The sequence below is a fragment of the Ruegeria sp. BB1 genome, assembly GCF_056539465.1.
On record NZ_JBQFVB010000001.1, the window covers coordinates 267873 to 282359 of the forward strand.

Annotated in this window: 14 protein-coding genes; 8 read left to right on the forward strand and 6 right to left on the reverse strand. The window is 58.0% G+C overall.

Annotated features, from left to right (window positions below):
* Positions 1-337 precede the first annotated feature (337 nt).
* Both ACR0AL_RS01370 and ACR0AL_RS01375 read left to right on the forward strand, forming a co-directional pair.
* The gene (locus tag ACR0AL_RS01370) at positions 338-1183 is read left to right on the forward strand and encodes a HalD/BesD family halogenase (protein ID WP_170349011.1); all 846 of its coding nucleotides are present in this window, start codon (positions 338-340) and stop codon (positions 1181-1183) included.
* 47 nt (positions 1184-1230) lie between these two features.
* Positions 1231-1614 carry a bleomycin resistance protein gene (locus tag ACR0AL_RS01375; RefSeq protein WP_170349010.1) on the forward strand — a complete coding sequence of 128 codons (384 nt, stop codon included), beginning with the start codon at positions 1231-1233 and terminating at the stop codon, positions 1612-1614.
* 79 nt (positions 1615-1693) lie between these two features.
* Here ACR0AL_RS01375 and ACR0AL_RS01380 read toward each other — a convergent pair whose 3' ends face one another.
* On the reverse strand, positions 1694-2341 hold the full coding sequence (locus ACR0AL_RS01380; RefSeq protein ID WP_170349009.1) for a response regulator transcription factor: 648 nt from the start codon (positions 2339-2341) through the stop codon (positions 1694-1696).
* Entirely contained in the window at positions 2338-3771 is a 1434-nt protein-coding gene (locus tag ACR0AL_RS01385; protein WP_170349423.1) for a cache domain-containing protein, read from the reverse strand. The genes ACR0AL_RS01380 and ACR0AL_RS01385 overlap by 4 nt, the downstream gene beginning before the upstream one ends.
* A 231-nt stretch (positions 3772-4002) precedes the next feature.
* On the opposite strand from ACR0AL_RS01385, the gene ACR0AL_RS01390 reads away from it, so the two are divergent.
* From ACR0AL_RS01390 to ACR0AL_RS01400, 3 genes are all read left to right on the forward strand, one after another.
* The gene (locus ACR0AL_RS01390; protein ID WP_170349008.1) at positions 4003-5088 is read left to right on the forward strand and encodes a TRAP transporter substrate-binding protein; all 1086 of its coding nucleotides are present in this window, start codon (positions 4003-4005) and stop codon (positions 5086-5088) included.
* Positions 5089-5209: 121 nt separating this feature from the next.
* Positions 5210-6145 carry a TRAP transporter small permease subunit gene (locus ACR0AL_RS01395; protein ID WP_170349007.1) on the forward strand — a complete coding sequence of 312 codons (936 nt, stop codon included), beginning with the start codon at positions 5210-5212 and terminating at the stop codon, positions 6143-6145.
* A 17-nt stretch (positions 6146-6162) separates the two neighbouring features.
* Positions 6163-8517 (forward strand): TRAP transporter large permease subunit, encoded by a 2355-nt coding sequence (locus tag ACR0AL_RS01400; RefSeq protein ID WP_170358907.1) that lies wholly within the window; start codon positions 6163-6165, stop codon positions 8515-8517.
* Positions 8518-8650: 133 nt separating this feature from the next.
* Here ACR0AL_RS01400 and ACR0AL_RS01405 read toward each other — a convergent pair whose 3' ends face one another.
* The 4 genes from ACR0AL_RS01405 to ACR0AL_RS01420 all read right to left on the reverse strand — a co-directional run bounded on the left by ACR0AL_RS01405 (position 8651) and on the right by ACR0AL_RS01420 (position 10867).
* Positions 8651-9040 (reverse strand): VOC family protein, encoded by a 390-nt coding sequence (locus tag ACR0AL_RS01405; protein ID WP_480661693.1) that lies wholly within the window; start codon positions 9038-9040, stop codon positions 8651-8653.
* Positions 9041-9046: 6 nt separating this feature from the next.
* The gene (locus ACR0AL_RS01410) at positions 9047-9871 is read right to left on the reverse strand and encodes an arginyltransferase (RefSeq protein WP_170349004.1); all 825 of its coding nucleotides are present in this window, start codon (positions 9869-9871) and stop codon (positions 9047-9049) included.
* A gap of 75 nt (positions 9872-9946) precedes the next feature.
* Positions 9947-10378, reverse strand: a complete 432-nt coding sequence (locus ACR0AL_RS01415) for an RDD family protein (RefSeq protein WP_170349003.1) — start codon at positions 10376-10378, stop codon at positions 9947-9949.
* 66 nt (positions 10379-10444) lie between these two features.
* Entirely contained in the window at positions 10445-10867 is a 423-nt protein-coding gene (locus tag ACR0AL_RS01420; RefSeq protein ID WP_170349002.1) for a DUF2852 domain-containing protein, read from the reverse strand.
* 152 nt (positions 10868-11019) lie between these two features.
* Here ACR0AL_RS01420 and ACR0AL_RS01425 point away from each other — a divergent pair, with 152 nt between their 5' ends.
* From ACR0AL_RS01425 to ACR0AL_RS01435, 3 genes are read left to right on the forward strand one after another with little or no spacing between them, the layout of a single operon-like run.
* A complete protein-coding gene (locus ACR0AL_RS01425) occupies positions 11020-11409 on the forward strand; it encodes a nuclear transport factor 2 family protein (protein ID WP_170349001.1) in 390 nt (129 codons plus the stop codon).
* Complete coding sequence (locus ACR0AL_RS01430) at positions 11406-14195, forward strand: [protein-PII] uridylyltransferase family protein (protein ID WP_480661695.1); 2790 nt, start codon at positions 11406-11408, stop codon at positions 14193-14195. Before ACR0AL_RS01425 ends, ACR0AL_RS01430 begins: the two co-directional genes overlap by 4 nt.
* Positions 14182-14454, forward strand: a complete 273-nt coding sequence (locus ACR0AL_RS01435; RefSeq protein ID WP_170348999.1) for a hypothetical protein — start codon at positions 14182-14184, stop codon at positions 14452-14454. Before ACR0AL_RS01430 ends, ACR0AL_RS01435 begins: the two co-directional genes overlap by 14 nt.
* The last annotated feature ends 33 nt before the right edge of the window (positions 14455-14487 follow it).

The following is a 14487-nucleotide window of genomic DNA, read 5'->3' on the forward strand; positions in this document are numbered from 1 at the left end:
TTTACCGTTACCGGCCCATGCGCGTGTTTCCTACGATTACGACTAGTGCTTTCATCGCCAGAGGCTCCTTTTCAGCTTGGCAGGGACATTATGGGCGGGCGAAAGGGGCGTCAACAGGCAATCGTACCAATTTTGTAACCTGAGATGCAGTTTTTGCGACATTTTATTGCGCAGATTGCCGCAGGTTGGGAATTTCCGCGAATTTTTGCCCGCTCATGATGATTTGGGCTGGCAAATGGCAGGTCTGAAAGCGTCAAGGCAATGTCTAAAATTGACATGAGCGACCCGGCTCTGTGCGGCACGCTGGTCTCAGTTGAACAGGTAAGGGAGGCGAAGAATGTTGCAGGACCTCATAGATCTAGGGCGGTATCCGATCGATCGGCCCGGGTCGCGGGGCTATGATCAGACGATTGCAGATGTGCGGAAAGAACTTGATCAAGACGGCTGCGCGGTTCTGCCAGGATTTGTGCATGAGGACGGTTTGGAGTTGCTGGTGCGCGAGGCGGATGAGGTTGCCCCACAAGCGCATCGCTCTTTCAACAGGACCAACGCCTATTTCACCAAAGATGATCCGCGCTTTGGGATCGGGCATCCGATACGCCGTTTTTATGACCGCTCAAACGCCTTTGTTCCCGCAGATAATTTCCCCACGTCGGGTCCTTTGCGGCGGATTTACGAATATGAATGGTTCATGCCTTTTGTCCGTGACGCATTGGACGAGCCCGAGGATCGGTTCTTTCGCTATGATGATCCGCTGGCAGATGTGATCATTAACGTGGTCGAAGAGGGGCAGGGCTTTCCCTGGCATTTCGACACCAACAACTACACCGTTACGCTGGCCATTCAGAATGGAGAAGTCGGGGGCACCTTTGAATATGTGCCGAACCTGCGCACGGCCGAGGACGAAAATTTTAAGTCCGTGGCCTCGGTTTTGGACGGAGACAGGGCACGGGTCCGAGAGCTGGAGTTGCAACCGGGGGACCTACAGATTTTCAAGGGACGGTACGCGCTGCACAGGGTGGCCCCAGTAACGGGTGCGCGCACCCGATACGTTGGGATTTTCTCATTCGTTGAAGCCGAAGGGATGTGCGGCGGGGTTGAACGCACACGACAGCTTTATGGGCGTGTGTTACCGCATCATCATGCGCGTGAAGGGATGCGAAAGGATCAATTGCTGGACTGAAAATTCTGGGGTTAAAATAAAGAGGTTTTCAGCGACCGGAGGGTCCGATGCCTAAGATTATACAGCTTACGCCATTTGTTCTGTGTTCCTCCCTGCAAAAGCAGATTGATTTCTATTGCGATCGTTTGGGATTTTCTTGCGGGTTTCGGCAGGACAATTACGCTTTTTTGTCATTGGGGTCCGTGGCCATTCGGCTATTGGAATGCCCGCCGCGCGATGATGGTCGCCCGTTGGGAGAAGATCAGTCGTTTTACATAGACGTCGACGAAATCGACGATTTGTACGACAGCTTGCTGCCGGGATTGGCTGATCTACCCGAAGGGCGCGTGCGCCCGCCGTTTGATCAACCCTATCTGCAGCGCGAGTTTCACGTTATCGACGAAGACGGGACGTTGGTATTCTTTGGACAGGATATCAGCCCGAGGGGGTAGGCCCTCCCGCCCGTTGTCAATACACCTGCGGCGCATCTCCTCCGGTTAGGCCGGGCAGCGCTGCGCGCTGCGGGCGTGTTTAGAAACCGGGGCTGGTGCCTTGCAGGACACCGTGTTCCAGCGCGTATCGGGTCAGGCCCGCAGTGGATGAGATACCCAGTTTGCGTTTGATGTTCTTGCGGTGAGTTTCCACCGTGCGCACAGAGATTTCCAAGGTCTGCGCCACCTCTTTGTTGGACTTTCCCTGCGCCAGTTCCAGCAGGATGGTCTGCTCACGGCCGGTCAGCGCCTCACGTGCGCTGTCTTGTTTGGGCTGCAGCGACCCGCTGGCACCGGTGCAAAGGTACTGTTCGCCGCGCATCACCGCGTCGATGGCCTGTTTGATCTCATCCGTCGGTACGTCCTTGAGGACATAACCCTTGGCCCCGTGGTTCAGTGCGGTCGAAATGTATTCGGGGCTGTCATGCATCGACAGGATCAGGATGCGGGTCTCGGGCAGGCGCTCCAAAATCATCTCGGTGGCGCTGAGCCCGCCTAGGCCAGGCATGTTCAGATCCATCAGGATCACATCGGGGGACAGATCGGCAACTTGATCAACGGCTTCTTGCCCGGTGCCTAGTGTGCAGACCACTTCGATGTCGGGATAGCTTTCAAGGATCGACTGAATCCCTTCGGCCACCATCGGGTGGTCATCCACGATCAGGACCCGGATCGACTGTGCGCTCATGTACCGGCCTTTCGGTTCGGAGTTGCGTCTTCCTGCGGCGGAAGCAAGTGGCTAAGCGGCAGGGTAACCTCGATCACGGTGCCGCCGTGCGGGCTGCGTGATGACAGAATACGCAGTGATCCGTCAAGCTGTTCGATGCGTTCCTGCATGTTGCGCAGCCCGATCCCGGTGCTGACGCCTTCAGCCTCGCGGGGCAGGCCGCGACCATTGTCGGTGATGCGCATGGTGGCACCCTTTTTGTGACCGCGCAGATCAATTGTAACATGCGTTGCGTCGGCGTGGCGTTCGATATTGGTCAGGGCTTCTTGTGCGATACGGTAAAGGGCGATCTTGGCGTCCTGATCCAACCGGTTTCGAAACACGACGGTCGAGAATTCGGTCTCAATCCCCGTACGCTCGCGGAAATCGTCGGTCAGCGCCTTCACTGCGGGGCCAAGGCCCAGATCGTCCAGCACACCTGGGCGCAAATCGCGGCTGATGCGGCGCACCTCGGTGATTGCGGTGCCGAGATGCTCTATCCCCTTGTCCAATGGGGCGTGGGCCCCGTCGTCATCGCCCCGCGCAAGCCGCCGCCGGGCATTGTCCAGCGCGTAGCGTACACCGACGAGTATCTGGCTGATCCCGTCATGCAGTTCGCGCGCCACTCGGCCCCGCTCTTCCTCTTGCGCGTCGAGAACCCGTTGCGTCAGTTCCTTCAGCTTGGCATCCGCCAGCCGCCGTTCCCGGAAATTCAGGAGCATGCCGGATGCAAAAACGACCAGCACTGCCGCCAAAGTAATACCGCCGATATAATAGAATGTCCGGCGCACACGGGCCTCGACCTCGGCCCGGGCTGCGGCGATCGAGGCGACAACGTCGTCAATGAACACCCCGGTTCCCACAGCCCACTGCCAGCTGGGAAAGCTGGTGACGTAGGTGATCATCTGTGCCTCTTCCCCGGTCGAAGGTTTGGGCCACAGATAGGTGTGATACCCCGCACCTTGTCGGGCGATCCGGATCAGTTCGTCCACGACTGGTGTGCCCTCACTGTCGGTCAGGCCGCTCCAGTTCTTGTTGATCAGGTCGGTTTGGCGCGGGCTAACCAGATTGGTACCGTCATAGTCATAGACAAAAAAGAACCCGTCATCGCCGTAGATCATTGCCGACAGTATTTGCGCGACCTGATCCTTGGCCGCCTGGTCATCGGGTTGGGCCGAGCCGTAGACAAAGTAAAATCCGTTGCGAGCTTGGGTGACATAGTTGCGCAGTTCGGCCTTTTTGGCTTCGATCAGCTGTGCCTCAAGCTGATCGATTTCACGTTCGGCCAGTTTGCGCGACTGATGCGCGACGAGAATGGCAATTGCCGCCACGGCCACAATCAGCGGCAGTGTTGCCAGCAGCGACAGCTTTTGCGCGTAATTCGGTCGAAAGACGTTGCGGAATCTCCCCATATCTCTGCGATAGGCAAATTTCACAAAAAAAGCAAAGTCGGACCGTTCAATGCCGGGAATAGGTAGGTGCCGAGTAAAAAATCGCGGTGAATCCAGCGGTTTGACCCAACGAATGACCGTTTCTACGTAGTAGTAGGTATTTTCATCTTCAATTGCATGGATATGATCCGCCCCATCGACAACGATCAACTGCCCCAAGAGGCAGACCATGACTTTGGGAGGACTGACTATATGGATCGTCGTTCATTTTTGAAAACCACGGCACTAGGCAGCAGCGCGGCTGCAGCTACCGCGCTGGCAGCACCGGCATATGCGCAGGGCAAGCGGACCCTGACGATGGTGACATCATGGCCGCGTGGCTTTGCCGTTCTGGATGACGCAGCCAGCTATATGGAGCAGATGGTCGGCGAGATGTCCGACGGTCAGCTGACCATCGACAAGAAGGCCCCGGGTGAACTGGTGGGCGCGCTGGAAGTGTTCGACGCCGTGTCGTCGGGCCAGGCTGACATGTACCACTCGGCCGACTACTACTTTATCGGTCAGCACCCCGGTTACGCTTATTTCACCGCTGTGCCGTTTGGTGGTACCGCGCAGGAACTGACCAACTGGTACTACCATGGCGGCGGCGAAGAGCTGCACGACGAGCTGGGTCAGATCTTTAACCTCAAGGGCCTGCTGGCCGGTAACTCGGGCTCGCAGTCCGGTGGCTGGTTCCGCAACGAGATTAACTCGGCCGCAGACTTCAACGGTCTGAAGTTCCGTATGCCTGGTCTGGGTGGCAAGGTGCTGGGCAAACTGGGCGCCTCGGTTCAGAACATCCCCGGCGGCGAACTGTATCAGGCGCTGTCTTCGGGTGCGCTGGACGGTCTGGAGTGGGTTGGCCCGATGGCGGACGAACGCGCCGGCTTCCAGGAAGTTGCCAAGGTCTACTACACCGCGGGTTTCCATGAGCCGGGCTCGGGTCTGGCCGCATCGGTCAACCTGGATGTCTGGAATGACCTGACACCGGCACAGCAGGCGATCCTGCGCTATGCGTCGATGGCCACAACCCACTATCAGTTGGCCGAAACACTGGCCAACAACGGTGCCGCACTGGCGCGTCTACAATCGCAGGGCGTCAAAACGCTGCAATTCTCGGACGACGTCTGGGACGCGTTCGGCCAGGCATCCGCCGAGGTCATGGACGAGAACATGAATGACGAGTTGTTTGCCAATATCCGCGGTTCGTTCGAAGAGTCGCTGGCGACGTCGGCCTCGTGGATCAACAAGTCGGATGGATACTACGTCCAGCAGCGCGTTCGTGTTCTGGGTGGCTAAGTAGGCGCCGGAAATCTCAGAGGCCTCACGAAAGTGGGGCCTCTTTTCAATACATATTCTCTGAATCCTGCGACCCCTGCTAAGGTGAAAGTCACAGATATTCAGCTGAGTGAGGGACATCATGGACGACAGCAGCTCGGTTGGTTTGACCGACGCTCTTGCCGCAGTTGGCGGCGGGATTGTCTGGGTTCTGCAAAATCTGGCCCAAGCCTTCTACAACATTGGCTACGCACTGACCCATCCAAGCCTCTGGCTGGATTGGTCCGATAAAGAAGCTGTCATGCGCTTCGTCTACTATGGCGGATCGGTTGAGTTCTTCTTTGCCGTTTTTGCAGTTTTTCTGGTTATCACGATCATCGGCATGGTCCGCAACAACTTCATGTGGGGGTGTGTGCGCGGACTTGAGGGGTTCACCAACACGCTGGGCCGTTTCTTTGCCTGGGCCGGTCTGCTGATGGTGCTACAGCAAATCATCATCGTGATCATGCAGCGGATTTTCACCCGCCCCGACATCGTGATCGCCTTTGGCATTCCGCTGCAATACGACATCAGTTGGTACGCTGAAATGTTGAAGTTTTACAACGCTTTGGTGGTGTCTCTTTGTGTAGGGTACACCTTTGTGCAGGGCGGGCATGTGCGGGTTGATCTGTTCTATGCCCCGGCACGGTTCGGCACCAAAAAGGTGATCGACATGCTGGGCTCGGTGTTCTTCATGATGCCGCTGGCGGTGCTGGTCTGGATGTATGGCTGGTACTTCATGTGGCGGCACCTGATCGTGCCGAAACCCTCGGCCAGTGACACGCTGGAGCGGTTGTTGCTGAAATCGAAGGCGATGCGCTGGAATGTCGAAACCATCGGCTTCAGCCCCAACGGTTTCACTGCGTATTTCTTGTTCAAGATCATGCTGGTGGCCTTTGCCGGGCTGGTCTTCCTGCAAGCAATAGCATTCCTGTACCGGTCGTATCTTGAATACGTGGAAGGACCGGACAGTGCTGGAAAATACCTCGACAAGGATAGCCTTGGTGAGGGTGAAGAAGCCTACGAAGGCGCGCATTAGGGACGGAGAACCAGACAATGCTATTCGGACTTGATGGCGTCGAGATAGGCCTCATTATCGTATTTTTCTGCCTTTTCGGAGGCATCCTTTCCGGGTTCCCGGTGGCTTTTGCCATCGGTGGGGCTGGTATCATCTCATTCGGGATCATCGCGGCATTGGACAGTGCCGGGTTGCTGGTGCATCAGGCCATCGACTCGGGCACGCAGGCCTATCGGGATCTGGTGAATTCGGGCGTCAAACCTGACACCATATCTGTTTTCCGATACCCGGAATTGCCAACCATTGGCGAGCCGGTCTTCCCCTCTGGCTGGGAAACTGCGCTGGACCGCAACGTCTCGTTCATTGTGAACCGTATCAACGAGCGTGTTCTGGCCGGGCAATCCATCGAAACCCTGTTGGCCGTGCTGATGTTCGTCCTGATGGGCATCACGTTGGAGCGTTCAAAGATCGCCAACGATCTGCTGACCACAATGGCGCGTGTTTTTGGCCCGTTGCCGGGTGGTCTGGCCGTGTCGATCGTGGTTGTGGGCGCGTTTCTGGCGGCCTCGACCGGGATTGTGGGCGCGACCGTTGTGACCATGGGTTTGCTGGCGCTGCCGACCATGTTGCGAAACAACTACTCGCCTGAACTGGCAACCGGTGTGATCGCGGCCTCGGGGACGTTAGGGCAGATCATTCCGCCCTCTATCGTGATTGTTCTGCTAGGCACGCTGGCTGGTGATCTGTATTCGACCGCACAGGAAACCCGCGCGGTTGAGGCCGGGTGTACCGACGCGCTGACCTATCTGGGTGAGCCTGCGGTGGTCTCGGTCGGCACATTGTTCCAGGCGGCCTTGCTGCCGGGGATCATGCTGGCCTTGCTGTATGCGCTTTATGCCTTCGGCTATGCGTTGATGAACCCCGAAAAGGCCCCGGCCGTGGAACTGGGCGGCGGTGGCGGTGAACCGATCACCCGCGGTGAAGGCCTGACCTGGCTGCTGGGCGCGCCCGTCGCGCTGATCGTGGGTGCCGTTCTGCTGGGCAGCACGGGTGTGATCGGCAGCCAGAACATCACTGTCTCGGCCTTTTCGGATATCGGCGAGGGTGCTTCGCTGCGCACCAACGTATCTGAGGAATGCAAGGTCTCGATGATCGAACTGCACGGTCAATCCGCCTGGGATCAGGCCGTGGCCGAGCAGCAAGCGTTGGATGAGGCGGGCGGTGTTTCTCAGGCTCAGCGCCTGACCGAAGAAGAGCTGGCCGCTGCGCAGGAGGCCAAGATTGCCGCTACTGCACCCATTGGTACTGGTGTCGCGGTTATAGTCGTGCTGCTGGGTCTGACCTTGCTGTTTGGCCGCGGCATTGCGCCGTCGCAGTCTACACAACCACTGATCATCGGATCCATCGGCCTGTTGTTGATGGTGCTGGTGGATGTGCTGCTGATTGCGCCGACGACCTCGTCAGGGGTGGCCTTCGTGATCATGGCGATACCCTTTGCGCTGGCGATCTATGGCTGCAAGTTCGCGGCTGAACGCTGTGCCACCAATGATTTGATCCGTGTGGTCTTTCCACCGCTGGTTCTGATCATCGCGGTGCTGGGTTCAATCCTTGGCGGCATTACCAACCCGACACCGGCGGCTGCGCTGGGTGCGGGCGGGGCGATCATGCTGGCGGCATATCGCAAGCTGCAGGATCAGGGGCGCTCGGGGAAAGTGATCATCTGGTCGACCTTCGCCGTCATCATCTGCATGCTGATGGGCATAAATTTCGATCTGCGCATCAATCAAGGCGATGTCTCGGTCGAAAGCTGGATCGCCTTTATCTTTGCCTACGCGGCTTACCTCTATGCGCTGTTCGGATTGATCTTTGCCTGCTGGGTTCTGTTCTCAAGCGGAGTTCTAACCCCGGTTGTGCGCGAAACGGCCAAGGTGACGTCGATGGTCTTTACCATCCTGATCGGATCGCAGCTGTTGAACCTGGTGGTAATCTCATTTGGGGGTGAACATTACATCCAGCAATTCCTACGCAGCTTTGACAACGAGTTCACGGTCTTCCTGATCGTGATGTTGGTGCTGTTCATCCTGGGCTTTGTGTTGGATTTCCTCGAGATCATCTACATCGTGATCCCCATCGTGGGCCCGGTGATCTATGGCGGGTCGTTTGACCCGAAATGGGTGACAATCATGGTGGCGGTGAACCTGCAGACCTCGTTCCTCACGCCACCGTTCGGGTTTGCGTTGTTCTACCTGAGGGGGGTTGCACCGAAAGAGGTGACGACGGGCCATATCTATCGTGGGATCATACCATTTGTGATCATTCAGGTGGTGGGGATTGGCATCCTGTGGTCCTTCCCGTCGATTGTAACCATCGTGCCGGATCTGATCCCGAATTGATTGGTTACTGTGATCCAACGGAAAAGAGGGCCAATTGGCCCCCTTTGCTTTTTTAGATTGTTGAAGGGGCCAGCCCCTTCTTGGCCTGCGGCCATTTCAACCACGAGAATTTTTTTGGCCAGATGAAGGCAGATCAGGTGAACTGAATCAGGTCCCAGCGATTTCCGAACGGATCGCGCCAGACGGCGACCCAACCGTAGGGTTCTTGTCTGGGGTTTTCTTCGAAATGGACGCCTTTGTACAACATTTCGGCGTGATCGCGTTCGAAATCATCCGTTTGCAGAAAGAAGCCAACGCGGCCTCCGGTCTGATTGCCCACGGCGGCGATCTGGCTTGGACCGTCTGCCTGCGCCAGCAAAAGTGACCCGGTATCTGATCCTGGAGGAGACACCAGCACCCAGCGTTTGCCACCGCCCAGGTCAACGTCTTGCGTCAGGGTGAAGCTGAGTTTTTGGGTGTAGAACGCAATAGCTGCATCGTAATCCGGCACCACAAGGGTGACGGCGTATAGTGTTTGACGCATGGAAGTTTAGCCCTTGGTCGGGTGGCGGTCGGGCAGTTGAATACTGGCGACCTGCTCGGCAATCGGCGCGGTCGATAGCGGGTGGTGCTTGCCGTCCGCCAGTTCAGACGGATTGTTGATACGCTTCCAGTTGCCTTGGATATAGGCTTCGAGCCCTGAAAACCGCGCCTTGTACCCCATCTTGGGACTGCCGGGTACCCAGTAGCCCAGATAGACGTAGGGCAGGCCAGCCTCTCGCGCGATGTCGATGTGATCGAGGATCATGTACGTTCCCAGAGAGCTTTGCGGCTGTTCAGGGTCATAGAAGGAATAAACCATGCTAAGCCCGTCATCCAAAACGTCAGTCAGGCTGACGGCGATCAGCTCTCCGTTTTCGGGGTCGGCATATTCCACCACGCGGCTGCGGATCGGAGTTTCTTCGATCATTGCGGCGAATTCGAACACATCCATATCGGCCATACCGCCATCGGCGTGGCGTGTGTCCAGATAGCGGCGGAACAGTTCGTATTGCTCATCAGTTGCCCAAGGCGAGTTTGCACGGCGCTGTAGGTAGGCATTGCGTTTGGCCGTGCGCTTTTGGCTTTTGCTGGGGCGAAAAGCCGACACGTCGATGCGGGCCGACAGACAGGCTGCGCAATCAGTGCAGGATGGGCGATAAAGCACGTTTTGAGAACGGCGAAACCCCTGTTGCGACAAGGAATTGTTCAGCTGATCGGCACCTTCGCCCTGTAGGGCGGTGAACAGCTTACGCTCCATCCTGCCCTCAAGGTAAGGGCAGGGTTGCGGGGCCGTCACATAAAATTGCGGCGCGATGGGCAGCGTGTGTCGCATGAAGGTTCCGTGTTTCCTGACACAGGATGATAACAACGGTTCCCTGAGCCGCCAAGTGATTCAATTGGCAGATATTTAAGCCCGCTGGTTGATCATGACCGTGCCAAGGAACGAATCCGTTAGGCCCTGACAACGTGCGCTGGTCAGCATCATGATGACCGAGATGATCTGAACCACGAAAAACGCCATGCTGATGAAATACCCGGCGGTATGAGCCACGGCTTTGCCCATATCCAGACGGGACCCGAATGCGTCCCGCAATTCAATGCCCATGAAACGCATGCCCAGTGTCGCCGATCCGTTGGCGATGGTAACAACGCGGTAAACAAAGCTGATGACGCCATAGATCAAGGGCAGAAACAGCAGCCCCGCGCCGAATGTCAGGAAAACCGGCACGATGCACAGCAGCGAAATGAAGGCGATATCAAACAGCCACGCGACAAAGCGTTTGGTTGCTACCGACTGGTAGAACTCAGGCTGGGTATCAGGGTCGGGCAGGTGGGTCATGTTGTAATATCCGGATATTGTTCGGAAATTACCCTGTCCCGGATGGCGGGACAGGGCAAGCTTTGATCAGGCGCGCTCGCCGTTTTCGGGCTCGTCGTGGTTTTCGCGGGCGCGTTCGTCCATGAACTGGTCGAATTCAGCCTTGTCCTTGGCGTCACGCAGGCGGCGCAGGAAGGCTTCGAAGTCCTGCTGTTCGCGTTCAAGCCGCGCCAGAGTGTCTGCCTTATAGGCATCAAACGCGCTGTTGCCCGAGGGTTTCATAGCGCTCATGTGACTGTGCCAGGATTTGCGGCGGCTGCAGGATTTACTGAACATGCGTTTGCTCCAGATCATGTAGGCCAACAGGGCCAGGCCAACGGGCCAGAAGAAGATGAAACCAAGGACCATGACGGCGATCCAGGCGCCTTTGCCTTTGTCATCAAGCCAAGTTTCGATGCGGTGCAGCCATCCCGGATTTTCTGGGACGGCGGGGTCGGACAGTGCGGTCATTTGGGGTCTCCGGGGTTGATGTAAATCGTTTTCACATTGATAAGATGGGAAGCAGATGGTTGGTTGCAAGGGGTCGATGTGAAAAAGATTTACATTATGCGTCGAGGCCGAGTTTGGTTGACGTCACCCAGAGAACAAAGCAGTTTGCAAAAATGTCTGTCGAAGAACGAAAAACCGCCCCGTCACTTGCCGAAATTCTGGAACTGGAAAAGCAAGTCTGGACTGCACTAGTTGAAGGCAATTCCTCGGCCGACCGGGCGTTGCTGAGCGCGGATTTTCTGGGGGTCTATCCCACCGGGTTCGCCAACCGCGATGATCATGTCGGGCAATTCGCTGATGCGCCAACGATGTCGCGGTACGAGTTGAGCGAGACAAAACTGCGGGTTCTGAACGCTGATATTGTCCTGTTGTCCTATCGTGCCGATTACCAACGCCCGGACAGTGATGCTTGGGAGGCGATGCTGATCTCTTCCCTGTGGGAGCGCCGCCATGACGTCTGGGTCAACAGTTTCAGTCAGGACACTCCATTGGAGGCGCAATGACCGGTCCGCTGACCATCCACCGTGTTCCGCGGGCGTTTGATGCATCGCTGGGTGATGAAGCGCTGAATGCGGTATCTGGTATCGCGCCTGAACAAGGGGAGCTGATTGCAGGGACGGCGGGTTCGAGTCCATACCTAAAGGGATTGATCGAACACGAACGCGATTGGTTGCCGCCGGCCTTGCAAGAGCCCGATCAGGCTTTTGCGGATGTGATGGATGCAGCGCGTGCCTTTCCACCGGATCAGTTGAAATCCGGTTTGCGGCAAGCCAAGCGGCGCATGGCTTTGCTGACCGCGCTGGCTGATCTGGCGGGCGCGTGGCCGTTAGAGAAAGTGACCGCTGCGCTGACGGATTTCGGTGCGCTGGCTGCGGATGTTGCCGCCAAGGCCGAGATCGCGGCACTGATCCGGCGCGGCAAGCTGCCGGGGATGACCGAAGATGATGTGGAAACCGCCGCCGGGATGATCATTCTGGCCATGGGCAAGATGGGCGCGCACGAGCTGAACTATAGCTCGGATATCGACCTGATCGTTCTGTTTGATGAGACCCGCTTTGACCCCGATGATTTCTTCGATGCGCGTCAGGGTATGGTGCGGGCCACGCGCAATTTTTGCGCCACGCTCAGCGACAAGACCGCTGATGGGTATGTGTTCCGCACTGACCTGCGATTGCGTCCCGATCCGGCGGTGACCCCGGTCTGTTTGGCGACCGAGGCGGCCGAGCGGTATTATGAAAGCCTTGGCCGCACCTGGGAAAGGGCAGCTTATATCAAGGCGCGCCCATGTGCCGGTGACATTGCCGCCGGGCAACGCTTTCTTGATGCATTGCGCCCCTTTGTCTGGCGCAGGCATCTGGATTTCGCCGCCATTCAGGACGCGCATGACATGCGTCTGCGCATTCGCGAGAATAAAGGCACCGGCGGCACGCTGACCATTCCCGGCCACGATATGAAGCTGGGGCAGGGTGGCATTCGTGAGATCGAATTCTTCACCCAGACCCGCCAGTTGATCGCGGGAGGTCGCGACCCTGACCTGCGCGTGCGCGGCACGGTGCCCGGTCTGGCTGCATTGGCCGGAAAAGACTGGATACCGCAGGACGTGGCCGAAAAGCTGACCGACCACTACCGCTCCCACCGCGAGGTCGAACATCGCATTCAGATGGTTCACGATGCTCAGACCCATAAGGTGCCCCAATCACCGGATGGGATCGAACGCGTTGCCTGCCTGATGGGGATGAACAGCGCCGAGTTGACCGCAGATCTGACCCGTCGTCTGACCGAAGTGCATGAGCTGACCGAGGGGTTCTTTGCCCCAGGATCTTCGACGCCCGCACCTGCCGGTGAGACCGGTTTTGACCAAAATGTCCTGGCCCGCTGGACCACCTATCCAGCGCTACGCTCGCAACGCGGCGCGCGGATCTTTGAACGTCTCAAGCCCGAGCTGCTCTCACGTCTGTCGAAAACTGCAAAACCGGACGAGGCACTGCGGGCGCTGGACGGTTTTCTTGCAGGGTTGCCAGCAGGTGTGCAGCTGTTTTCCCTGTTCGAGGCTAATCCCCACCTGATCGACCTGCTGGTCGATATCGTGGGCACCTCGCACGCATTGGCGGCGCATCTGTCCCATAACGCCGCCGTGTTTGACGCGGTGATTGGGGGCAGTTTCTTCAGCGACTGGCCAGGGCAAACGGCACTTCAGTCTGATCTTGAGCAGGCGCTGCAGCAGGAAACGGACTATGAAACGCAGCTGGATTTCGCACGTCGCTGGTGCAAGGAATGGCATTTCCGTATCGGTGTACATCACCTGCGCGGTCTGATTGACGGTGTGCAGGCCGGAAAGCAATATGCCGAACTGGCCAGCGCTGTTATAGCCGCGATCCTACCTTGCGTGACTGAACAATTCGCCAAGAAGCACGGACCTGCGCCGGGGCGCGGGGCGACTGTACTGGGTATGGGATCGCTGGGGGCAGGGCGGATCAACTCGCAATCCGATCTGGACATGATCGTGATCTATGACCCACTGGATCAGGACATGTCGGGCGGTCCGCGCCCTCTGGCCACGCGTACCTATTACGCCCGGTTCACACAGGCGCTGATCACGGCGCTCTCTGCTCCGATGTCGCAGGGGCGGCTTTATGAGGTCGACATGCGCCTGCGCCCGTCTGGCAATCAGGGGCCGGTGGCGACCAGCTGGGCCAGCTTCACCAATTACCAGCGCAACGAAGCCTGGGTTTGGGAGCATTTGGCCTTGACCCGTGCCCACGTGGTCGCAGGCGACGCGGGTTTGACGCAGGATATCGAGAGCTTCCGCGCTGATTTTCTGGCGCAACCGGAAGACCGCCAGAAGGTCCTGCGCGAAGTGTCCGAAATGCGCGCCCGTTTGGCCGCCGCCAAATCCCCAGCGGGGATATGGGATGCCAAGAACGGCGCCGGGCGGATGATGGATATCGAACTGATGGCCGAAACCGGGGCACTACTGTCTGGTGTGACACAGCGCGACGTGCAGTCCGGGTTGGACGGCACTGTCGCTGCCGGTTTGCTGGACGTCGCGCAAGTGCAAACGCTCAAGGATTGCTACGATTTATGCTGGTCTGTGCAATGCGCTGCCCGGCTGCTGTCGGGTAAAGTGATCGAAGCGGACAAGATCGGCGAGGGCGGCGCGGCTTTCCTGTGTCGGGCCACCGGGTTCGAACAGGTCGAACACCTGCAGGGCGCGCTGCAGGACAGTTACACCGCCGCCGCCGGTATTATCGGTCGCGTGCTTGAGGAGGGGCAAGATGCCGCGCAATGACGATCCAAACGATCACAAGGGCCTGATCCGCGAGGCGTACCGCATCGACGGCATCACGCTGCCCGAATGCCGCAGCATTTTTCTGGACTGGGCGCTGAGCCTGCCTGCGGATCGCGATCAGACACAGGCCCTTACTGCATTACACGCCATCTATGCCGCGCAAGAGGCCGATCATCCGATGACACAAGTGCTGGCCGAAGGGCTACAATCGGCTCAGACACCCAAGAGGCGCGGCGGCTGGCGGTCCCGGTCTCGCTAGGGCTTTTCCCCCGGCGCGTTCACCACTATGAGG

Coding starts and splice junctions, on each gene's coding strand:
- ACR0AL_RS01400 (WP_170358907.1), top strand. CDS start 6,163: ATGCTATTCGGACTTGATGGCGTCGAGATAGGCCTCATTATCGTATTT.
- ACR0AL_RS01435 (WP_170348999.1), top strand. CDS start 14,182: ATGCCGCGCAATGACGATCCAAACGATCACAAGGGCCTGATCCGCGAG.
- ACR0AL_RS01390 (WP_170349008.1), top strand. CDS start 4,003: ATGGATCGTCGTTCATTTTTGAAAACCACGGCACTAGGCAGCAGCGCG.
- ACR0AL_RS01410 (WP_170349004.1), bottom strand. CDS start 9,871: ATGCGACACACGCTGCCCATCGCGCCGCAATTTTATGTGACGGCCCCG.
- ACR0AL_RS01375 (WP_170349010.1), top strand. CDS start 1,231: ATGCCTAAGATTATACAGCTTACGCCATTTGTTCTGTGTTCCTCCCTG.
- ACR0AL_RS01395 (WP_170349007.1), top strand. CDS start 5,210: ATGGACGACAGCAGCTCGGTTGGTTTGACCGACGCTCTTGCCGCAGTT.
- ACR0AL_RS01430 (WP_480661695.1), top strand. CDS start 11,406: ATGACCGGTCCGCTGACCATCCACCGTGTTCCGCGGGCGTTTGATGCA.
- ACR0AL_RS01425 (WP_170349001.1), top strand. CDS start 11,020: ATGTCTGTCGAAGAACGAAAAACCGCCCCGTCACTTGCCGAAATTCTG.
- ACR0AL_RS01385 (WP_170349423.1), bottom strand. CDS start 3,771: ATGGGGAGATTCCGCAACGTCTTTCGACCGAATTACGCGCAAAAGCTG.
- ACR0AL_RS01370 (WP_170349011.1), top strand. CDS start 338: ATGTTGCAGGACCTCATAGATCTAGGGCGGTATCCGATCGATCGGCCC.
- ACR0AL_RS01380 (WP_170349009.1), bottom strand. CDS start 2,341: ATGAGCGCACAGTCGATCCGGGTCCTGATCGTGGATGACCACCCGATG.
- ACR0AL_RS01405 (WP_480661693.1), bottom strand. CDS start 9,040: ATGCGTCAAACACTATACGCCGTCACCCTTGTGGTGCCGGATTACGAT.
- ACR0AL_RS01420 (WP_170349002.1), bottom strand. CDS start 10,867: ATGACCGCACTGTCCGACCCCGCCGTCCCAGAAAATCCGGGATGGCTG.
- ACR0AL_RS01415 (WP_170349003.1), bottom strand. CDS start 10,378: ATGACCCACCTGCCCGACCCTGATACCCAGCCTGAGTTCTACCAGTCG.